The following is a 20,329-nucleotide window of genomic DNA, read 5'->3' on the forward strand; positions in this document are numbered from 1 at the left end:
CCCTGAGTTCACCGTCCCGGTGGAGGACCCTGAGGCGCTGGACCCACACGAATCCGCACGTTCCCCTGTGCACCCCCTGAGGTGCTCGAAGGAGAAACCCCTGCACCCTCCGGCGGGGTCACAAAAACCTCCTCACCCTCCTGAAGTCCTTCCATGACCTCAACAAAAGCGTCGTTCCGAATCCCAAGGACCACCGCCCTGCGCTCGGGCTGTCCCTGGGCATTCTTCACGAAGACAAAGGTTCTTTGTCCCTCCTCTTTCACCGCACTTGCCGGAACAAGTAAGGCGTTCTCCTTTTCCTGAATGATAATCTCCACATTGGCCGTCATCCCCGCCCGAAGGAGGTTGTCGGGATTTGCCAGGTGCACCGTGGTGTCATAGGTCACCACGTTCTCGCTGGTTTTCCCCTGGTAGGCCACCGCCACAACCTGACCCTCAAAAGTTTTCCCGGGGAAGGCATCAAGGGTAATCCGGGCAGTTTGCCCAATCCGTACCCTGGGGATGTCCACCTCGTTCACCGGAACGTCCACCTTCATCGTTGAGAGGTCAGCAACCACGACAGGAGTTGTCCCTCCCGAGGCGCTGGTGCCGCTTGAAACGAAATCACCCTCCTCCACGTTCACCTCAAGGACGATTCCCTTAAGAGGAGAACGAATCTCGGCCTTTGCAATTCGCCGCTCCACCGAACGCAGAGAGGCTTCGATTTCTTCAATCCGCGCCTTTACTCGCTCCACGTCTTCTTTCTTCGGCTTCCTCTTCGTCTCCTCAAGCTCTGCCTTTGCTACAGCAAGAGCTTTCTCCCTTTTCGTCACCTCGTTCCGGCTGGCTTCGAGCTCTTCCTGGGATATGGCTCCCGAGGCAAAGAGCCGTTCATTCCGGGCAAGGGTCTTCTTTGCCTCCTCATACGCCAGAAGGGCCTCCGTATACTGGGCCTCTTTTGAGCGGAGCTCCACCTCAGTCGGCCCGGAAAGCAACTCCTCAAGGTCGACCTGGGCTGATTTGAGCTGCGCCAGAATCTGCGAGCGGGTGATTTCAAGGTCTTCGGTGTCCAGGCGAAGCAGCACCTGGCCCTTTTCAACGCTCTCCCCTTCCCTAACGAGGACCTCCGCAACTTTTCCACTTTCCTCCGCAATAATCGAGACCTTCGAGAGCGGCTCAAGGGTGCCGAGTTCCGATACCGTATCGGCAATCCTCCCCCGTCGCACGGGAACGGTCTGAGAAGATGCAACGGCTTTCTGTTGCACCTGAGAGGTCCTCTGCCCCTGCTGGGGAAAACATCCACCGAGAAAGACAGCGAAAAGAATAAGGGCAACAAAGAGTACCACGACTTTTTTCATTCCCTCTCGTCTCCTTCCTGAGGAAACAGGGTTTCCCAGAGGATGGGCTGTTCCGTACTCCGGAGAAAGGCGACAAAGCTTGCCAGAAGGTCACAAAAAGCATTCTCGTACGCCACCTGGGCCTGGAAAAGACGGTGTTCGCTCTCAAGAAGGGTCACCTGGTCGATACTCCCAAACTCCCACTGCTTCATTACCCGGGCATGTCGTTCCCTTTCGGCCTCAAGGAGCATCCGCTTCCCCTCCAGAGTATCCCGGGCCTCACAGAGGGAAAGGTACTTCTCCCGGATATCGAAAAGTACGGTGGCCTTTTCCGTCTCAAGGTCAAGGAGAAGGGCCTTTTTCCTGAGCTCCACCTGCTTTTTTTCTTCCGAAAGGCTCGGGGAGAACGACCACGAAACGGAAAGGCCCACACCGAAATGCTCCCCCGAGGAAACTCCCTGAGTACCAAGAGGTTTCTTAAGAGCAATGTCGAGGGATTTTGCCGAAAAGTTGTAGCCTGCGGTCAAAGACCAGCCGTCCTTGCTGTAGGTCCCCTCAAGGGTAATCTGAGGAAGGCCCTTCCGGCGAAGCTGCATCTTTTGCGCTTCGAGAACTCTTCTCTGTCCCTCAAGATCCTCAACTTCATCCCGTATAGAAACGAAATCCTGGAGGGTGAGGTCTCTGGAAAACACAGGGAGCTTTTGAGGAAGGGGCTTAAACGTCACCTCTTCCCCGGGCATTTCCTCCCCAAGAAACTGGAAGAACCGTTCCTCAAGAAGACGAAGCTTCTCTTTCAGGACCCGAACCTTTCCTTCCTGCTCTCTGTACTGTCCTTCAGCTTCCTGGAGGGCGAAAGTCGCTGCTTCCCCCTTCTCATACCCTTCCCTGAGGCGCTCAAGACGCCCCTTGAGAAGCTCGAGGCTTTTCTCCTCAAGAGCAAGGGTGTTCTTCGCCTTGAGAATCTCCAGGTACGAGGTGACGACGCTCTTTTTCACTTCTTCCCTCGTTGCTCCCAGAGCCCTCTCTGCTCCCTCAAGGTTGACCCTTGCTTCTTCCCAGAGTGAAGGGTCAAAGGAGATGGTATCCCGAAGTTCTAACGAAAACCCTTCCAGGGACTCTCCAGAAAGCCGTATCGTTTCTCCAACGGCAATCGCCGGGGAAAAGGTGTTTTCCCGAGCCTTTCGCAGCGCAGAGCGGGCAATTTCCACTTCAATCTCGGCTTTTTTAATCTCCCGGTTCCCCAGAAGCGCCCGTTCCAGAGCCTCCTTAAGAGAGATATCCTCGCCCCTCCCCTGGGCCCCAGAAAACAGGCAAATCCCCACAAAAAGCAGCACAGAGAGCAGAAGTTCCCGGTACCTTTCCACCTTCAGCCCGCCTTTCAGCTTTTTCCCATTGTACCACGCCGGGTTCCCGGAAGTTCCGGCATGCTACAGGGAAGTATAGCAGCCCTCTGTGAAGAATTTGTGACAAATCTGTGAAATTCCTGCTATACTCTCTTAAATGCTCCCGAAGCCCCTGCGCAGCCCCTCTGGAGCGGAAAGACCAGCCGAAGCCTTCTGGAGGAAGACCTCAAGGTCTTTCTGCATCTGTCTTCTGAGAGCTTCCTCTGAAGGGAAGACCATCTCTTCCCGCACAAACTCCTCAAAAGTAACGCAGATTCTCCGGCCATAGAGCTCTGGGAAAGGGGATGAGGGAACGAAGACTTCGACAACCCGGCGGTGCGTATCACGGAAGGTTGGCCGGCTCCCGGTATAAATCAGGGCATTCCAGGAAGCTTCTCCCGGGCTTTCCCAAAAGACCCTCCCGGTGTACACTCCCGGCGGAGGCAGGAGTTTCCGCGAAGGTGGGTGGAGGTTCAAAGTGGGGAAACCCAGGCTTCTCCCAATCCCCCGCCCTCTCCGGACCCTCCCGATAACTGAAAAGGGGAATCCGAGGAGCTCATTCGCCTGGGTGAGCCTTCCATCAAGGAGGTGTTCCCGAATTCGGGAGCTTGAGACCACTTCCCCCTGCACCCGGTATGAGGGAACCACCACAACCTCCGTGCCCCGGGGAGCGAAAAAATCCCGAAGGAGCACACTGTCCCCCCGGCGCTCAAAGCCGAAGCGGAAGTTCTCGCCCACACAGATTGCCCGGGGGTGGAAATACTCCACCACCATGTTCAGGAAACCCAGAGGGGCAGTTTCCCGAAGAGTCCGGTCGAACCGGAGGAAGCACAGGAAGGCCCCGGGGAAGAAGTGCTCAAGGAGGAGGTACTTCTCGCCATATAAGGTCAGGTACTTCACGCCCTCCCGGGGGAGTAGCACCGTCTGGGGATGGGGGTAGAAGGTCACCACACAGAGAGGAGCCTCCGGTGACGACCTCGCCAGAGCCTCAGCCAGAACCCGGCGGTGGCCACGGTGAAAACCGTCAAAAAACCCGATGGCCACGATACTCTTTTGGGGGAACCTCTTCCAGCCCCGTTCAAGCAACATGGCAGGACTCGGCAAGAACAACCCTGGGGAGGAGCCTGGATGAATCCCAGAAAGCCAGTCCCAGGAAAGCGCCACCATGGAGCACCTTCACCATGCCGGGGGCCTGCAGGGATACGGGCGATGAGAAAGGAGTTCCGTGGAGGAAGCATCTGGCTTCTTCCTCACCCACCTCCACCGCGTCGAGGAAGTACAGGGCTTTTTCTGGTGGAAGCGACCGCTCAAGGAGGAAGTCCCGTTCGATACCTTTCTGCATAACATCGATGCTCTCCTCAATCCGGAACCGGCCCACTCTCTCCCGGACAAGAGCAGCCACATAGGCCCCAAGGCCAAGCCGCTTCCCAAGTTCATGGGCAAGGCTTCGCACGTACGTCCCCCCGGAGCAGTGGATGAGGAACTCCGCCTCCCCAAATGCTCCTTCGAGGCAAGAGAGGAGCTCCAGTCGGTGAACAGTGACCTCTCGCCTGAGCGTGATGTGCTCCCCCCGACGAGCATACTGGTAGAGTGGACGTCCGCGGTACTTGCACGCCGAAAAGGGCGGAACCTCCTGGACAAAGGTTCCCCGGAAATCACCGAGCACCCGAAGCAGGTCCTCTTCTCTAAGCTCCCCCGAAGAAACCGTGGTGATTCTCCCCTTCACATCATAAGTGTCCGTGGTAATCCCGAAACGGAATCGCGCCCGATAGACCTTGTCAAGCTCCTGGAAGAAGGACACAAGACGCGTGGCCTTCCCAAAACACACAAGGATCACTCCCCGGGCAAAGGGATCAAGGGTCCCAGTGTGACCTGCCTTGGTCTTCAGTATTCGCCCAACCCGTTCCACAAGAACCCGAGAAGTGACTCCGACAGGCTTGTACAGATTCAGCACCCCACCCAGCATGACAGTCGCTCCTTCGCCCTATTTCGAAGATCCCAGGACCGTAGTCCGCAAAAAATCCAGAACTTCCCGGTACACCGAGGGGAAAGGACCCGTGATTTTGAAGCCCGCTGCTCTCTGGTGTCCTCCACCCCCAAAGTGGTGGGCCACAGGGAGGACATCAAAGTCGTCCCGGGAACGGAGGCTCACCTTGTAGGTGTTGGGGGCAATTTCCTTAAAGAACACCGAAACTCTGGCCTCAGGGATGTAGAGACCGTAATCCACGACACCCTCGGCATCCTCCTCCTGAGCACCGCATTCCCTGAAGTCCTCCTGCGTAAGGTGCATCGATGCACACCCGCAGACAGGGTCAAAAGTTAGGTGATGGAGCGCCCGGCTCAGAAGCTTCAAGGCTTCAAGGCGTCGGAAACGGAACACATGGTACATGATGGTGCTCAGGGAAGCGCCCGAGGCCACAAGCTCCCCAACAACGGCGAAGAGGTTCTGGTTGAGCTCAGCGAACTGGAACCCCCCGGTATCGGTCACGATACCGGTCAGGATACTGGTGGCGATATCGGCATCAGGGGGGATATGGAGCTCCCGGGCCAGTTCGTATACAAGGAGTGCCGAAGCAGGGGACCCGGGAACGACAAAGTTCGCGTGGCCAAAGAAGGCGTTGTCGGGATGGTGGTCGATATTCACCACGTAGCGGGCTTCCTTCAGGAAACCCTCCACCCTCCCCACCCGAGCAGGATTGGAACAATCCACAACCACCAGGACTTCAAAAGGTTCTTTTTCCACGGAAAACTCCTCAAAGGAAAGCACCTGAGCCGACCCAGGCAGGAAACGGTAGAAGTAAGGCACCCGGCCATCATAAACGACCCTCGCTCTTTTCCCCATTCGCCGGAGGAGAAAATAGAGAGCAAGAGCCGACCCCAGACCATCACCGTCAATGTTCTGGTGTGAGGTAACCACAAAGTGGGAAGCTTCCGAGAAAATCCGGCAGATTTCCTTCTTTTCGTCCCTCATTGGTTCTCCTGTTCCAGACGGTTCAGGAGTTCCACAACCTGAAAAGCTTTCTCCAGAGTTGGATCAGCCACAAAGACAATCTCAGGCATAAACTTGATGCGAATTCTCGAGGCCAGTACCCCCCGAATGAACTTCGTCGCTCTCTTCAAGGCCTCGTACTTTTCACCTTCCTCTGCCTCACCCAGAAAGCCCACGAAAATTTTGGCCTGTTTGAGGTCTGGAGACACCTCAACCCGGGTGATGGTAAACCCCCGAAGACGTGGGTCCTCAACCTCAGAAAGGAGAATTCGAGATACTTCCCTCTTGATCAGTTCAGCCACCCGGAGGGGTCTCTGTTCTTTCATGGCGGTAACCTCAGTAGATTTCAAAGAGCCAGTCAGTGACTTCCACCCGGTCGTCGTTCTCAATGAATTCGAGCACCTGATGGAGCAGGGACTCCACCGACTGTTCATCCCGTGCCACACAGGAAATCCCAAGGCGCCCCCTCTGCCATTGGGAATCCTCAGAGAGCTCAGCCACCGACACGTTGAAGCGGTTCCGGAGGCGCTGCTTCACCGAGTCCACCACACGCCTTCGGTCTTTCAGCGAAGAACTCCCGTTGATGAAGAGCTCCACACAGCACACTCCAACCCTCATCGCTCTTCCTTCACCACGTACGCTTCGAAAACATCGCCTTCTGCAAAGCCCTCGAAACCCTCAAGTGCTATGCCACACTCGTACCCCTGGGCTACTTCCCGAACGTCATCTTTGAAGCGCTTCAGGGAGGCAATGCGGAGTTTTTCCTGGAGCACCTCTCCCCCGCGTAGCACCCGCACGAAGGCGTTCCGGTCTATCTTCCCCTCAAGGACATAGCACCCTGCCACAATCCCAACCCGGGGAACTTTGAAAAGTGCCCGGACCTCGGCTCTGCCGATGACTTCCTCGACCTTTCGGGGTTCAACAAGACCCTGAATAGCTCGTTTCATGTCCTCCACCACATCGTAGATAATCCGGTAAAGACGTACCTCCACTCCCTCCTGCTTGGCAACCTTAGCCACCTCGTTGGGAAGCTTGACATTGAACCCAATCACCACCCCTGATGAGGCCGAGGCCAGCATGACATCGGCTTCGCTGATGTTGCCGACCCCCCGGAACACCACGTTGACTTTGACCCGCTCATCTCCAAGCTGGGATATCGCCCGTTCCAGGGCTTCGAGAGACCCCTGATAGTCGGCCTTGAGGACAAGGTGCAGTTCCTTGACCTTCCCCTCTTCAGGGGCCAGAAGCTCTTCAAGAGAAACGACACGGTTCCCCGCCTCTCGAAGAACCCGCTCGCGCTCTCGTTCTTTCCGTCGCTCAGCAACAACAGTAGCCGTCTTCTCCTCTTCAACCACAACGAGTTTCGTTCCTGCCGGAGGAAGCTCGGCAAAGCCCACGACCTCCACCGGGGTGGCAGGAGGAGCTTCTTTGATGGACTTCCCCAGGTCATCAAAGAGTGAACGTACCCTCCCCCAGGTTGTCCCGGCAACGAAGAAGTCTCCAACCCGGAGTGTCCCCTCCTGGACGATCACCGTGGCCACTGGCCCCTTCCCCCGGTCAAGGCGTGATTCGATGATGACCCCCACAGCTGGACCTGTATACCTTGCCCGAAGTTCCAGAAGATCCGCCTGGAGGAGAATCATATCCAGGAGGTCCTGAATGCCTTTCCGCTGGAGGGCTGAGATGGCCACACAGATGGTCTCTCCACCCCATTCCTCAGGAATGAGACCGTGCTCGGCAAGTTGCTGCTTCACCCTCTCGGGGTTTGCCCCCGGTTTGTCAATTTTGTTGATGGCCACAAGGATAGGGACATCGGCAGCTTTAGCGTGCTGGATGGCCTCAACCGTCTGGGGCATAACACCATCATCGGCAGCCACAACAAGAACCGCGATATCAGTAACCTGTGCCCCTCGAGCCCGCATGGTGGTGAAGGCCTCGTGACCTGGCGTATCGATGAAGGTGATCTTCCGTCCTCCTAAATCCACCTGGTAGGCACCAATCTTTTGCGTGATGCCACCGTACTCCGATTCCGCAACCCTTGAACGACGGATGGCGTCAAGGAGTGTCGTCTTCCCGTGGTCAACGTGACCAAGGATGGTCACCACAGGAGGACGGGGGAGCATTTCCACTTCGAGGCTTTTGAGCACCTCTTCGCGGAGGTTTCCCTTCCACTCCACCTCAAAACCTTTCTCCCGGAGCAGGCGTTCCACCACAAGCGGTGGGAGAGGCTTTTTGCTGTGGGGGATAACGTTGAGATCGGCAAGGCGGAGCAAAACCTCGACTTCCTCCTCTCCGAGGAGTCGTGCCAGCTCCCGCAAGGTGGGGGGATTCTCGAGAACGACGGTTTTCTCCCGTTTCTTCCGAAGCTCTTCTTCCCTCTTTCGACGGAACTCGACTTCCTCTTCCAAAAGCTCCACAAGGTCTTCGTCGATGCTGCTCATGTGGTTCTTGATGTCCGCCCCGAGTTCTCTGAGCATATTCATGACCTCATGGGTTGGCATCCCCAGCCGCTCAGCGACCTTATACACTCTGACCTTTGTCATGCCGAACCTCCTTTGCCTGTCCCCCAAGGTACGTCCGCAAAGCTTCTTTGAGAGATAACACTTCTTTCTCGCTCACCTCTATGCGAAAAGCAAAAGAGAGACTCTTGCGATCCAGGCGTTCCACGCACTCCGGAACCGGGCACACGTACGCCCCTCTTCCTGCTTTTTTCCCTGTCGGATCAACCTCAAGCGTCCCCTGAAGAGTCCGCACCACACGAATCAGGGATTTCTTTTCTTTCCTCTCCCGGCAACTCAAACACATGCGTATGGGAACCTTTTTCATTGTTCTTCCTCTTTTTTCCCGCTCCCCCTGATATCAATCCTCCAGCCGCTGAGCCGTGCCGCCAGACGAACATTCTGGCCATCCCTTCCAATGGCAAGAGAAAGCTGGTCCTCAGGAACGATCACCTGAGCGGTTCTCGTCTCCTCGTCGAGTATTACCTCAAGCACCTGGGCCGGGCTCAAGGCTTCCTTGATGAGCACCTCGGGGTCATTGCTCCAGCGGATGATGTCCACTTTCTCTCCCCGAAGCTCATCGGTGATGTTCTTCACCCTGACCCCCCGGTTGCCGATACAGGCACCCACAGGGTCAATTTTCTCGTTGCGACTCTCCACCGCGACCTTTGTCCGCACTCCAGGTTCACGGGTGATGGCCTTGATATCCACCCATCCTTCGTGAACCTCGGGAACCTCGAGTTCAAGGAGCCGTCGCACCAGCCCCGGATGAGTCCGGGAAAGGATAATCCGCGGACCCTTGGTGGTCTTTTTCACCTCAACGATGAAAAACTTCATCCGACTCCCGGGACGGTACTCCTCAGTGCTCACCTGCTCATCAGGGGGGAGGATTCCTTCGGTCTTCCCAAGATCCACAATGACGTTTCTCCCCTCTCGCCGGACCACAACCCCGGTGATAACCTCTCCCTCTTTCTCTGAGAATTCCTCGTATATTCTGTCCCGTTCTGCTTCCCGAAGCCGTTGCACGATAACCTGCTTGGCCGTCTGGGCAGCAATCCTCCCAAAGTCCCGGGGGGTCACTTCGATCTCAATCCACTCTCCCACATCGGCCCGGAAGCCCAAGCGTTCCGCTTCTTCTTTCAGAATCTCTGTGGTGGAGTCCCGTAGCTTCTCCACCACCATTTTGCGTGCCAGAACCTTGATTTCTCCCGACTGAGGATCAAGAACCACAGAGACCCCCTTGTGGGAACTCCTGAAGTTCTTCCGGTACGCAGAAAGCAGCGCCGCCTCAATGGCCTGTTTCAGGGTATCTCGCGAGATGCCCTTTGTCTTCTCAATCTGCTCGATAACTGCCAGAATGTCCTTGCTCATAAGCCCCCCTGAAAAGCGACCATAAATGACAAAGAGTGGGATAAACCCCACTCTTTGTCAGCGATACCATAATTTTACCGGAACCTGGGAGGAATTGCAAACCAAATTTCTCTAAAAGCCTGCTTCCGGCAGGCTTCATAAGTGGCGAAGCAACTGGCAACGTCTCCACAGGGCATGCTCCTGAGGGCCGAAACCTCTGGGGGAAAAATGAGGAAAAAAACTGGAGCGGAAAACGGGATTCGAACCCGCGACCCTCGGCTTGGGAAGCCGATGCTCTACCCCTGAGCTATTTCCGCTCCTCAACTACATAATATACTCGGCGGGGCCACCTTTTTCAAGTACCTCCACCACATTTTCGCCACCTTCCTCTTCCCTTTCCGTCGTATAATACTTCTGTGAAGGAGAAATTCAACGGCGAGAATCTGTGGAGGGTTCTTGGAGAAGTCTGGGACCTGGCATGGGTAACGGTGGCTCCCATGCTTTTGGGGCTTTTTTTGGGGCAGTACCTTGACCGAAAGCATCCCCTAGGGTTCTCCTGGACGCTGTCGCTGCTTGCCCTCGGGACACTTTTCGGGTTCTACAATCTCTACGAGACCCTCATGAGGGTAAGCAGGGGAATGGAGAAGAAGAGCCGTGGGAAGAACCGTTCTTAGCTTCCTGGGTGGAGCAGCGCTTGCCGTGCTGCTTCTTGAGCTCATTGCCCTTGAGGTGCAGGCAGTGCTTCACAAAAGACGGTACATCGCCTGGAGGGGAATCCTTATCCGCTGTAGCATCGTGGGAAGCTGGTTCTTCTTCTTTCTGCGCTACGTACGTGTTCGACTCTGTCCCTTTGTGGCCTCGTTCCTTTTGAGCTATTTTGTCTTCCTGATACTCTTTGCCAGCATCCACTTTGGGAGGGCAAGCCATGGAAGAAATCTTTAATCCTCAGGTGTTCTTTGTGTTCCTGGGTATACCGGTAACCAAGACGGTGGTTTCAACCTGGGTGGTCATGGGGTTTCTGGTGCTTTTCTCCTTCCTCCTTACCCGGAGGATGCGCCCTGTCCCCACCCGCCTGCAGAATGTCCTTGAACTCTTCGTTGAGGCCATTTTGCACCTTGTGGAAGAGATGTCCCCGGGCAATGGCAAAAGATTCCTTCCCCTTGTGGGGACCCTGGCGCTCTTCATCGGAACTTCCGATTTGGCTGGTCTTGTGCCCTGGCTCAGGTCCCCCACAAGTGACTTCAACACCACCCTGGCCCTTGCCCTGGTCGTCTTCCTCGCCGTTCCTTTCTACGGCATTGCCACAAAGGGTGTGAGAGGCTACTTCCGAAGCTACCTCTCTCCCTCGCCTATCCTTGCCCCCTTCCATGTTATCAGCGAAATTACCCGGACGATTTCCTTAGCCCTTCGACTTTTTGGCAACATCATGGGGGAGGAAATCATTATCGCCATCCTCTTCCTCCTCTCTCCGCTTTTCCTCCCTCTCCCGATGATGCTCTTCAGTATTTTCACCGGAATCATCCAGGCGTACATCTTCACGGTCCTCTCCGTGGTGTACCTGAGCGCTGCCGTTGAATCCTCAGGACATTAGGAGTATAATTGGTGCCAATGCGAAGGAGGTCGAGAGACATGCAAGGAGAGATACTCTTCCTCTGCGTCACCGTGTTCACCGCAGGGTTTTCCATTGCCCTGGGGGTAATGTTCCCTGCTATCGGGCAAGGCAAGGCCTGTTCGCAGGCTTTAGAGAGTATCGCCAGGCAACCTGAGGCCGCCGGTCCCATAAGTCGGACACTCTTTGTGGGACTGGCCATGCTTGAGTCCCTGGCCATCTATGTTCTTGTCGTCTCTTTCATTCTCCTTTTCGCCAACCCGCTTCTCCGATACGTCTTCAAGTAGGAGGGTTCCCCTCCATGATCCGCATAGATCGGAGCATTATCTTCCAGATTATTAACTTCCTCGCTCTGGTTTTTCTCCTCCTTCGCTTCCTCTTTAAACCCGTGGTGAAGGCGCTGGACGAGCGATCGAACCGGATCCGTGGAGAATTCGAGAAAATCGAAGAGGAAAAGAGAGCCCTTGAAGAGGAGCGACGCCGCCTTGAGGAAGAACTCAAAAACCTGAAGGAGAAGTACCTCGAAATGCTCGACCAGGCCAGCAGAGAGGCACAGAAAATCAAGGAGACCATCATCCAGGAGGCATACCGGGAAGCCGAGAAAATCAAAAGGGAATACGAGCGGCGAGCAAAAAGGGAGATTGAACAGCTCCTTCTGGAACTTAAGGAAGACATCGTTGATATCTCCGAAGAAGTCGTAAAAAAGCTTCTCAAGGTTCACATCACTCCCGAGGTGCAAACCCGGATCATTGAAGAAATGCTTGAGGAAGCCGTGAGTCGCCTTGAAGCTCAGCTCAGGAGTACCCATGAGGGATAGAGAGAAAGTGAAGGTCATCACTCCTTTTCCCCTAACGGACGAGCAGAAAGATATTCTCTATTCCAAGCTGAGCCGGATCATTCGGGGACCCTTTCTCCTTGAGGAGGAGATTGACCCCTCCCTCATTGGGGGTGTGGTCATCCTCTGGGGAGAAATCCTCATCGATTGTAGCGTGAAGACCCAGCTCGAGCGCCTGAAAGAGCGAATCCTCAGAGAGGGGATTCCCCATGTCCATGGTCGGTGACATCCTCAAAAAAACCAGGGACATCATCACTACCTACCGCCCCGAGCCAGAAATTGAGGAGATTGGGGAAGTCCTCGAAGTTCAGGACGGTGTTGCCCGTGTTCGGGGCCTGCGGAAGGCCATGATCGGAGAGACACTTCTTTTCGGGAGCAGAAAGGCCGTCCAGGGCCAGGTGCTGGGACTTGAGCGGGAGAGCCTGCAGTGCATCCTCTTTGGGGATTACACCACCATCCACGCCGGGGACCAGGTCTTCCGTACCCGGACCATTCTTGAGGTCCCAGCAGGGGAGGAACTCCTGGGTCGGGTCGTCAATCCCCTGGGAGAACCCCTTGATGACAAGGGACCCATCACGTGCCGGGGAAAACGGCCAGTGTTCTTCCCCGCACCACAGGTCATCGACCGTGCTCCGGTACAGCGGCCACTCCTTTCTGGCATCAAAATTATCGACGCCATGATCCCTCTGGGCAAGGGACAGCGAGAGCTCATCATCGGGGACCGGCGAACTGGAAAGACCACCATTGCTTTAGACACCATCATCAACCAGAGAGGGAAGGGAGTCATCTGTATTTACGTGGCCATCGGTCAGCGCCTGGCCAATATCACTCAGGTGGTGGAAATCTTGCGGAAATTCCAGGCCCTGGAGTACACCACTATCGTTGCCACGTCTTCTGAGGACCCCCCGGCGCTTGTATACCTTGCTCCGTATGCCGGATGCGCCATGGGGGAGTACTTCATGTACCAGGGAGAGGATGTCCTTATCGTCTATGATGACCTCACCAAGCACGCCGTAGCATACCGGTCGCTGTCTCTGCTTCTGCGTCGCCCTCCAGGGAGAGAATCGTACCCCGGGGACATCTTCTACATCCACTCGAGCCTCCTTGAACGAGGTGCTCAGCTCGCCGAGTCCCGAGGGGGAGGTTCCATGACCGCTCTGCCCATTGTGGAAACCCAGGAGGGGGATATCGCCTCCTACATCCCCACGAACATCATTTCCATCACCGATGGGCAGATTTACCTCGAGACCGGGCTCTTCAACAAGGGATTCCTTCCGGCCATCAACATTGGCCTCTCGGTCTCCCGGGTGGGGGGCGAGGCACAGACGAACATCATGAAGAAGGTCGCCCGGCGCCTGCGCCTGGATCTTGCCCAGTACTTCGAGCTTGAGGAGTTCGCCCGCTTTGGAGCAGACCTTGACGAACTCACCAGGCAACAGCTCGAACACGGGAAAAGGGTTCTTGCTCTCATGACGCAGACCTCCTTCACTCCTCTCCCCTTGAGTATCGAAATCATGGAGGTTTTCGCCGCCACTCAGAGATTTCTTGATCCTGTGCCTCTTGACCGGGTCAAGGAATGGGAAAGGGCCTTCGTCGCCCACCTCAGAGAGGAACACACCGACCTCCTTGAGCGCCTGGAAAAGGAACGGGACCTCACCCACGACCTTGAGGAGGAGATGCGCAGGGTTTTGGCAAACTTCAACGAGCGGTTCCTCCAGGAGGCGGTATAATGGCGAAACTCTCGCGCATCAAGCGGCAGATCACGCTGATTCGGGAAATCCAGCGCATCACGAATACCATGAAGACCATCTCCGCTGCCCGCCTGCGGATGGGAAAGAGCGCTCTGGAAAAGGCAAGAGTTTTTGGAGAACAGCTCTCCCGCCTCCTGGAACTCGTGGGATTCCGGGAAGTTCTTCCCGAAGTACCGAAATCACTCCTTGTGGGCATCTTCCCCGACCGCGGCCTCGTGGGGGCTTTCAGCGACATTCTCGCCCAGAATCTCCGTAGCTTTCTCAAAACCCAGAAGTTTGAAGAGTTCAGCATTATTGTCCTCGGAAGTCAGGGGAAGCGAGCACTCAGGGAGCTTGAACCTCGCATCATTGCCTCCCATCCCCTCCCGGTGCACCAGGTCCCCCACTACAGGGACGTTCGGGAACTCACGTACAGCATTTTCCAGATGAAAGACCACGGAGTCTTCACTCACCTTTATGTGAGCTTCATGCGCTATATTTCCCTGAGTGAACAGAAACCTGTTGTGGAGAGGCTTCTGCCCCCTGCTATCTCCCCAAAAAGCTCAGAGGACCGTTACCTCTTCTTAAGCGATGTGGAGCACCTCTACCATACGCTCCTTTTCGAGCATGTAGCAGGGAAACTCTACCAGGCACTGGCTGAGAGTTTCATGAGTGAGCAAGCGACCCGGTTCCTCCTCATGGACACTGCCACCACCCATGCCCGGGAAACCCTCGAAGCTCTTTCACTCCTTTACGCCAAAAAACGCCAGGAAAGCATCACCCAGGAGCTCAATGAGGTCACAGGGGCCGCCGAAGCGCTTCGCAAGCTCGAGGAGGGTGATATCCATGGGTGAGGGTGTGATCGAACAGGTTATCGGTCAGGTGGTGGACGTTCGTTTCCCACCCCGGGAAACCCCGGCCATCCACAACGCTCTTTTCGTCCCAAAGAGAAATGAGGAAAACCGGGGAGATCCCCTGGTTCTTGAGGTCCACAGTCACCTCGGTGAGGGACGGGTTCGCTGCATCGCCATCCAGGATACCACTGGCCTGCAGCGGGGTATGCCTGTACAGGATACCGGAGAACCCATTAAAGTTCCGGTGGGGAAGGAAACCCTGGGGCGCATGTTCAACGTCCTTGGAGAACCTATTGATGGGAAAGGACCGGTACGGACACAAACCAAGCACCCCATTCACCGTCCCGCTCCGCCCCTCAGCGAGCGAATCGCCTCCACCGAAATCTTTGAAACGGGCATCAAAATTGTTGACCTCCTTTGTCCCTATGTCCGGGGAGGGAAAACAGGGCTTTTTGGGGGAGCAGGAGTGGGCAAGACTGTCCTCATCATGGAACTCATCCACCGCACGGCCACAACCCACCGGGGAGTATCGGTGTTCGCCGGTGTGGGGGAACGTGTCCGGGAGGGGAACGAACTCTGGCTTGGGATGCAGAAAAGCGGGGTGCTCAGTCACACCGTTTTGGTCTTCGGGCAGATGAACGAACCACCTGGAGCACGATTCCGTGTGGCCCTCACTGCTCTCACCATGGCGGAATTCTTCCGGGATGTACTCTCCCAGGATGTTCTCCTCTTCATCGACAACGTCTTCCGTTACGTCCAGGCAGGGGCAGAGGTCTCAGCCCTCCTTGGACGCATTCCCTCGGCTGTGGGATACCAGCCCACGCTCTTTGAGGAAATCGGCATGATTGAGGAGCGGATTGCCTCAACGGTCAACGGTTCCATCACCTCGGTGCAGGCAATTTACGTTCCTGCCGATGACCTTACAGACCCTGCTCCAGCAACAACCTTTGCCCACCTTGACGCCATCACGGTCCTCTCACGGCGGCTCTTCGAGCAGGGGTTCTATCCGGCGGTTGACCCCCTCCAGTCCACTTCCCGGGCCCTTGATCCAACCATCGTGGGGGAGCGGCACTATCGCCTGGCACAGGAGGTGCGAAAGCTCATCGCCCACTACCTCGAGCTTCAGGACATCATCGCCATTCTTGGTGTTGAGGAACTCTCCGAGGAAGACAAGCTTGTGGTGAACCGCACAAGAAAGCTCCAGCGTTTCCTCACCCAGCCTCTTTTCACCGCAGAGCCTTTCACCGGAATTCCGGGAGAGTTTGTCCCCCGGGAGGAGACCCTGAAGGGCGTGGAGATGATCGTAAACGGTGAGTGCGACGCCTGGCCAGAGCAGGCCTTCTACATGACGGGAACCATTGCTCAGGTGGAGGCCAGAGTGAGGGAGCTCAGAAAATCATGAGGACGATGACCCTCGATATCCTCACCCCGGAAAGGCGCATCACCGTTGAGGGGGTTCGTTCCCTCATCCTCGAATGCCCCGATGGCAAACGGGGTGTTCTCCCCGGACATGCTCCGGCTGTCTTCGAACTCCTCATCGGGGTGCTGTACTGCAGAACCGAAGACGGGGAAGAGAAATTCTTCGCCCTGGGTGGGGGAGTGGCCGAGGTCACCCAGGAAAAGGTCACCCTCCTTGTCCACAGTGCCGAAGAGGCTCACGAGATTGACGTTGCACGGGCACAGGAAGCCGCCAGGAGAGCAGAAAGGCGACTCAGAGAACGCGGGAGAGAGGTGGATTTTGCCCGGGCCCAGGCAGCACTCCTGCGGTCGCTGGCACGCCTCCGTGCCGCCTCAAGTCTCAAAAGGTCGCCTCGAGGGTAATCATCCCGGAGTGAATTCCTCATACACCCCGGGAAAGCCAAAAAACTGCAGGAGAACCTGAACGATTCGTTCTGCAGCCCTGCCGTCCCCAAACACATGTGCCCTTCGCTGTACTACCCCCTTCTCAAGGAAGTCCACTACCGCCCGAACAATGGATTCCCTCCGGCATCCGGCCAGCACCCCGAGGCCGCACTCAATGATTTCCGGCCGTTCTGTGGTATCCCGGGTCACCACAACCGGAATCCCCAGTGCCGCAGCCTCCTCCTGAACTCCTCCTGAGTCGCTCACCACCACATGGCTTCTGGCAAGCAATCGCACAAAGTCCGGATACGGGAGAGCATCGAGGAGAAACACCCGGGGGACTGAAGCGAGTTCCCTCTCCACCATTTCCCTCACCAGGGGGTTGGGATGGAGGGGGAAAAAGACCCGCACGTCCTCCCGTAAAACCACGAGATCCCTGACGGCCAGGGCAACCTCGGCAATTCCCTCTCCCCAATTTTCCCTCCGATGCGCTGTGACCGTGATGGTCACACCATCCTGTACCTCCTGGGCCAGAACCGGGTGCTCAAAGGTGGTGTGTCTTCCAAGGACGGCAAAGAGGGCATCCACAACCGTATTCCCTGTGACAAAGATTCTGTCATCCGGAATGCCTTCCCGGAGGAGGTTCTCCCGGGACCGGGAGGTGGGGGCAAAATGGAGGTCCGCAAGGCGTCCGATGAGGACACGGTTCATCTCTTCAGGGAAGGGACTGTATTTCGTGAAGGTCCGGAGCCCTGCCTCAATATGAGCACAGGGAACCCGAAGATAGAAAGACGCCAGGGCACCGCAGAACGCCGATGTGGTATCCCCCTGAACGACGACGAGATCCGGGCGATCCGAGCGAAAGACCCTTTCAAGATCCTCGAGAATCCGGGAGGTGAGGTAGAAGAGGGACTGCTGCTTGACCATGACCTGTAAATCGTACCGGGGAGAAAGACCAAAAACGGCGAAAAAGGTCTCCGCCATTTCCCGGTGCTGACCGGTGTGGACGATCCAGGGAAGGAATTCCTGGCGCTTTTGCAGGGCAAGCACAACGGGGGCAAGTTTCACGATTTCCGGCCTTGTTCCAAGAACAAAAGCAACGCTAATCTCTGGCAATGGACTTCTTCTCCCTGGGCAACTCAGTCACCCGGAGGTTTCTTCCAAGGCTCAGGAAAAAGAGAACGAAGAGGAAAAAGAGCAGGAGCGAATAGGTACTGTTGGCGAGAAAAGCGTTCATAAAAACGGCCACCGCCCCGCAGAGCGCACTGAGACCGTAGAAGATGATGAGCGTCTCCCGCTTTGAATACCCCCGCTCAAGGAGACGATGGTGGAGATGCCCCCGGTCAGGGGAAGCGATAGGGAGGCGGTTCCTTTTGCGACGCACGATGGCGAAAAGGGTGTCGAAAATCGGGACACCGAGGATGAGACTCGGAAGCGCCAGGGTGAAGGCTGCAGCGCTTTTTAAAGCCCCCTGAACCGAAATAACTGCCAGCATTCCCCCAAGGAACAGCGCCCCACCATCGCCGAGGAAAATCCTGGCAGGGGGGAAGTTGTACAGAAGAAAGCCAAGGATCGACCCCACAAGAAGGAGCGAAAGGAGTGCCGGCTCCACACGCCCTTCCTGCCAGGCGATAACCCCCAGGGTGAAGGCCGCAATGGCACCCACTCCTCCAGATAACCCATCAAGCCCATCGATGAGGTTGAGGGCATTGGATACCCCCACAATCCAGAGCATGGTAAGAGGGTACCCAAGCCAGCCCAGGTACACCACGTGGTTCCAGGGGAGCGTGAAAAAACGGATGACCACACCCCCAGAAAGCAAAAGCACCGCCCCCAGACACTGGCCGGCGAGCTTCCCCCAGGGAGGGAGAGAGCAGAAGTCGTCGCAAAGCCCTGTGGCAAAAATGACCCCAATCCCCAGAAGAAAAAGGGGTGAAAGTGTAAGGGGGAAAGAGAGGGCAAGAAGCAAAAGGGCGATGAAAAAGGCCCCAAAAACCGCTATCCCTCCAAGGCGAGACACAGGCCGATCGTGGATTTTGCGCTCCCCGTCAGGTAAATCCAGACACCCCCGGCATTCACTCCACCTGATGACGAGGGGTGTTAACCCCAGGGCACAGAGAAAAGCCAGGAACGGGAAAAAGAGCACCTCACGAATCACCGACTTGCCCTCCCGAAAACGCCAGAACTTTAATCCCTGCCTCTTCTAAAAGCGTATCGGCCAGAGGGTCCGGATAGGGGTTCTCATAGACAATCCGGACAATTCCGGCGTTGATGAGCATTTTCACGCAGAGGATACAGGGTTTGTGGGTGCAGTAGAGCGTCGACCCTCTGGTACTCACCCCATAGAGGGCAGCCTGAATAATCACATTTTGTTCTGCATGGAGACCCCGGCAGAGTTCGTGCATCTGCCCGGGGGGGACATTCTGCAGATTCCGGAGGCAGGTAGCCTCCGTACAGTGGGCCACACCGCTTGGCGCACCGTTGTAGCCGGTGGCAAGAATCCGCTTCTCCTTTACAAGCACAGCACCGACCTGGCGGCGAATGCAGGTTGAACGTGTGGCCACAAGGTGGGCAATGGCCATGAAGTACTCATCCCAGTCAGGCCTCGGTCTTTCGCTCTTCGTAGGCACGGATTTTGGCCACTCTTCGGGCATGTCGATCCCCCTGGAATTCGCTCTGAAGCCACACCCGGACAATCTCCCGGGCAAGGCCTTTCCCGATCACCCGTTCTCCCATGGTGAGGATGTTAGCGTCGTTGTGTTCCCGGGAAGCCCGGGCAGAGAAGACGTCATGGCACAGAGCTGCCCGGATGCCCCGAACCTTGTTCGCGGCAATAGCCATCCCCACCCCGGTTCCACAGATGAGAATCCCCCGGTCGCCTCTTCCCCGGGCGACGTCCTCCGCCACTCTGAAGGCCACATCAGGGTAATCATAGGCTTCCTCCTGGTGCACACCGTAATCCTCAACCTCATATCCCAGGGACTGGATGTACGCCTTGAGGTCTTCTTTCAGGTGAAAGCCGGCGTGGTCGCATCCGATGAGAATTCGCACTCCCTCTCCCTCCCAAGCTGCAACACACTTGCCCGGATACTCCCGGTGTAATCCCGAAGAGCCCGAACATACGTCAGGCCACTTTTTTCTCCGAGTTCGGCCACCGCCTCTTTCTGTGAGGGGTCATGTTCGATGAAGAGGAATCCTCCTTCCCGGAGGAAACGGGGGGCCTCACGGAGGATTCTCCGTATCACCTCAAGCCCATCCTCTCCCCCACACAGCGCCTCCCGGGGTTCATACAGGCGAATACCCTCCTCAAGCTTCTCCCAGGAAGCCACGGGAACGTAAGGAGGGTTAGAGAGGATGACGTCAAAGGTCAAAGACCGCGATGCAAAGGGGCTGAAAAGGTCCCCCACAAGAAACGTTACCCGTTCCTCAAGACCAAGAAAACGGGCATTCTCAAGGGCTAAAGCCACCGCATCTTCCGAGATATCCACTCCGTAAAGGACAAGGCCAGGCACGAAGAAAGCACAGGAAAGCCCGATGACACCACTTCCGCAGCACAGGTCGCATCCCACAAGCTGTTTCCTTTTCCCCGAGAGGAAGTGGAGGAGGACCACTGCCTCTTCCACCCACGCTTCGGTATCCACCCGGGGGATGAAGACCCCTCGCCTCAGGCGGAAAGGCAGGGAGAAAAACTCCCACTCTCCAAGGACGTACTGGAGGGGCACACCGAGAAGGCGTTCCTCAACCAGAGCCTGCAACATTCGCTCGTCCTCTTCGGGAACCCTCTGGTCCCAGAAAAGGTAAAGCCGTGCTGGCGAGGTCGCAAGGAGCTTCCCCAGAAGAAGACGAGCTTCCCGCGTCGGGGAAGGAATACCCCGCTCGCGCAGCGTTCTCACCGTTTTCCGGAAGAGCTCTCTGACCGTCACC

25 protein-coding genes and 1 tRNA gene are annotated in these 20,329 nt (G+C 56.5%); 10 read left to right on the forward strand and 16 right to left on the reverse strand.

Annotated features, from left to right (window positions below):
* Nucleotides 1-8: 8 nt before the first annotated feature.
* From ACPT9Q_RS02695 to ACPT9Q_RS02745, 11 genes are all read right to left on the reverse strand, one after another.
* Entirely contained in the window at nt 9-1,337 is a 1,329-nt protein-coding gene (locus tag ACPT9Q_RS02695) for an efflux RND transporter periplasmic adaptor subunit (RefSeq protein ID WP_427366211.1), read from the reverse strand.
* A complete protein-coding gene (locus ACPT9Q_RS02700; protein WP_427366213.1) occupies nt 1,334-2,680 on the reverse strand; it encodes a TolC family protein in 1,347 nt (448 codons plus the stop codon). The genes ACPT9Q_RS02695 and ACPT9Q_RS02700 overlap by 4 nt, the downstream gene beginning before the upstream one ends.
* Before the next feature lie 132 nt (nt 2,681-2,812).
* Nucleotides 2,813-3,787 (reverse strand): riboflavin kinase, encoded by a 975-nt coding sequence (locus ACPT9Q_RS02705; protein ID WP_427366214.1) that lies wholly within the window; start codon nt 3,785-3,787, stop codon nt 2,813-2,815.
* Entirely contained in the window at nt 3,777-4,664 is an 888-nt protein-coding gene (truB, locus tag ACPT9Q_RS02710) for a tRNA pseudouridine(55) synthase TruB (RefSeq protein WP_017872112.1), read from the reverse strand. Before truB ends, ACPT9Q_RS02705 begins: the two co-directional genes overlap by 11 nt.
* 18 nt (nt 4,665-4,682) lie before the next feature.
* Nucleotides 4,683-5,669 (reverse strand): DHH family phosphoesterase, encoded by a 987-nt coding sequence (locus tag ACPT9Q_RS02715; RefSeq protein WP_017872113.1) that lies wholly within the window; start codon nt 5,667-5,669, stop codon nt 4,683-4,685.
* Entirely contained in the window at nt 5,666-6,013 is a 348-nt protein-coding gene (rbfA, locus tag ACPT9Q_RS02720) for a 30S ribosome-binding factor RbfA (RefSeq protein ID WP_017872114.1), read from the reverse strand. Before rbfA ends, ACPT9Q_RS02715 begins: the two co-directional genes overlap by 4 nt.
* Nucleotides 6,014-6,023: 10 nt before the next feature.
* Nucleotides 6,024-6,305 (reverse strand): DUF503 family protein, encoded by a 282-nt coding sequence (locus tag ACPT9Q_RS02725; RefSeq protein ID WP_017872115.1) that lies wholly within the window; start codon nt 6,303-6,305, stop codon nt 6,024-6,026.
* Nucleotides 6,302-8,230, reverse strand: coding sequence for a translation initiation factor IF-2 (gene infB / locus ACPT9Q_RS02730; protein WP_427366218.1), 1,929 nt, complete (start codon nt 8,228-8,230; stop codon nt 6,302-6,304). Before infB ends, ACPT9Q_RS02725 begins: the two co-directional genes overlap by 4 nt.
* Entirely contained in the window at nt 8,208-8,513 is a 306-nt protein-coding gene (gene rnpM / locus ACPT9Q_RS02735; protein ID WP_017872117.1) for an RNase P modulator RnpM, read from the reverse strand. Before rnpM ends, infB begins: the two co-directional genes overlap by 23 nt.
* Entirely contained in the window at nt 8,510-9,556 is a 1,047-nt protein-coding gene (gene nusA, locus ACPT9Q_RS02740; RefSeq protein WP_017872118.1) for a transcription termination factor NusA, read from the reverse strand. The genes rnpM and nusA overlap by 4 nt, the downstream gene beginning before the upstream one ends.
* Nucleotides 9,557-9,777: 221 nt before the next feature.
* Nucleotides 9,778-9,852 (reverse strand) — tRNA-Gly (locus tag ACPT9Q_RS02745).
* Between the two features lie 99 nt (nt 9,853-9,951).
* On the opposite strand from ACPT9Q_RS02745, the gene ACPT9Q_RS02750 reads away from it, so the two are divergent.
* The 10 genes from ACPT9Q_RS02750 to atpC are packed head-to-tail and all read left to right on the forward strand — an operon-like array spanning nt 9,952 to nt 16,384.
* Nucleotides 9,952-10,209 carry an AtpZ/AtpI family protein gene (locus ACPT9Q_RS02750; RefSeq protein ID WP_017872119.1) on the forward strand — a complete coding sequence of 86 codons (258 nt, stop codon included), beginning with the start codon at nt 9,952-9,954 and terminating at the stop codon, nt 10,207-10,209.
* Entirely contained in the window at nt 10,190-10,477 is a 288-nt protein-coding gene (locus ACPT9Q_RS02755) for a hypothetical protein (protein WP_017872120.1), read from the forward strand. Before ACPT9Q_RS02750 ends, ACPT9Q_RS02755 begins: the two co-directional genes overlap by 20 nt.
* A complete protein-coding gene (locus tag ACPT9Q_RS02760) occupies nt 10,461-11,126 on the forward strand; it encodes a F0F1 ATP synthase subunit A (RefSeq protein WP_017872121.1) in 666 nt (221 codons plus the stop codon). The genes ACPT9Q_RS02755 and ACPT9Q_RS02760 overlap by 17 nt, the downstream gene beginning before the upstream one ends.
* A 38-nt stretch (nt 11,127-11,164) precedes the next feature.
* Nucleotides 11,165-11,431, forward strand: a complete 267-nt coding sequence (atpE, locus tag ACPT9Q_RS02765; protein WP_017872122.1) for an ATP synthase F0 subunit C — start codon at nt 11,165-11,167, stop codon at nt 11,429-11,431.
* A 14-nt stretch (nt 11,432-11,445) separates the two neighbouring features.
* On the forward strand, nt 11,446-11,961 hold the full coding sequence (gene atpF, locus ACPT9Q_RS02770) for a F0F1 ATP synthase subunit B (protein ID WP_427366221.1): 516 nt from the start codon (nt 11,446-11,448) through the stop codon (nt 11,959-11,961).
* On the forward strand, nt 11,951-12,205 hold the full coding sequence (locus tag ACPT9Q_RS02775; RefSeq protein WP_427366223.1) for a F0F1 ATP synthase subunit delta: 255 nt from the start codon (nt 11,951-11,953) through the stop codon (nt 12,203-12,205). The genes atpF and ACPT9Q_RS02775 overlap by 11 nt, the downstream gene beginning before the upstream one ends.
* On the forward strand, nt 12,189-13,709 hold the full coding sequence (locus ACPT9Q_RS02780) for a F0F1 ATP synthase subunit alpha (RefSeq protein WP_427366225.1): 1,521 nt from the start codon (nt 12,189-12,191) through the stop codon (nt 13,707-13,709). Before ACPT9Q_RS02775 ends, ACPT9Q_RS02780 begins: the two co-directional genes overlap by 17 nt.
* Nucleotides 13,709-14,563 (forward strand): F0F1 ATP synthase subunit gamma, encoded by an 855-nt coding sequence (locus tag ACPT9Q_RS02785; protein WP_017872126.1) that lies wholly within the window; start codon nt 13,709-13,711, stop codon nt 14,561-14,563. The genes ACPT9Q_RS02780 and ACPT9Q_RS02785 overlap by 1 nt, the downstream gene beginning before the upstream one ends.
* Nucleotides 14,556-15,965: a F0F1 ATP synthase subunit beta gene (gene atpD, locus ACPT9Q_RS02790; RefSeq protein ID WP_427366227.1), complete on the forward strand. Its 1,410-nt coding sequence runs from the start codon at nt 14,556-14,558 to the stop codon at nt 15,963-15,965. Before ACPT9Q_RS02785 ends, atpD begins: the two co-directional genes overlap by 8 nt.
* Nucleotides 15,962-16,384, forward strand: coding sequence for an ATP synthase F1 subunit epsilon (gene atpC / locus ACPT9Q_RS02795; protein ID WP_026137170.1), 423 nt, complete (start codon nt 15,962-15,964; stop codon nt 16,382-16,384). The genes atpD and atpC overlap by 4 nt, the downstream gene beginning before the upstream one ends.
* On the opposite strand, the gene wecB is transcribed toward atpC, so the two are convergent.
* From wecB to prmC, 5 genes are read right to left on the reverse strand one after another with little or no spacing between them, the layout of a single operon-like run.
* Entirely contained in the window at nt 16,385-17,521 is a 1,137-nt protein-coding gene (wecB, locus tag ACPT9Q_RS02800; protein ID WP_427366229.1) for a non-hydrolyzing UDP-N-acetylglucosamine 2-epimerase, read from the reverse strand.
* Nucleotides 17,508-18,563, reverse strand: a complete 1,056-nt coding sequence (locus ACPT9Q_RS02805; RefSeq protein ID WP_427366231.1) for an MraY family glycosyltransferase — start codon at nt 18,561-18,563, stop codon at nt 17,508-17,510. Before ACPT9Q_RS02805 ends, wecB begins: the two co-directional genes overlap by 14 nt.
* Entirely contained in the window at nt 18,553-19,059 is a 507-nt protein-coding gene (locus ACPT9Q_RS02810; protein ID WP_051040737.1) for a deaminase, read from the reverse strand. The genes ACPT9Q_RS02805 and ACPT9Q_RS02810 overlap by 11 nt, the downstream gene beginning before the upstream one ends.
* Nucleotides 19,004-19,456: a ribose 5-phosphate isomerase B gene (rpiB, locus tag ACPT9Q_RS02815; RefSeq protein WP_017872132.1), complete on the reverse strand. Its 453-nt coding sequence runs from the start codon at nt 19,454-19,456 to the stop codon at nt 19,004-19,006. The genes ACPT9Q_RS02810 and rpiB overlap by 56 nt, the downstream gene beginning before the upstream one ends.
* Nucleotides 19,414-20,328: a peptide chain release factor N(5)-glutamine methyltransferase gene (gene prmC, locus ACPT9Q_RS02820; RefSeq protein WP_427366234.1), complete on the reverse strand. Its 915-nt coding sequence runs from the start codon at nt 20,326-20,328 to the stop codon at nt 19,414-19,416. Before prmC ends, rpiB begins: the two co-directional genes overlap by 43 nt.
* Between the last annotated feature and the right edge of the window lies 1 nt (nt 20,329).

This window comes from Candidatus Caldatribacterium saccharofermentans, from assembly GCF_050267035.1.
Taxonomy (GTDB): Bacteria; Atribacterota; Atribacteria; order Atribacterales; family Caldatribacteriaceae; genus Caldatribacterium; species Caldatribacterium saccharofermentans.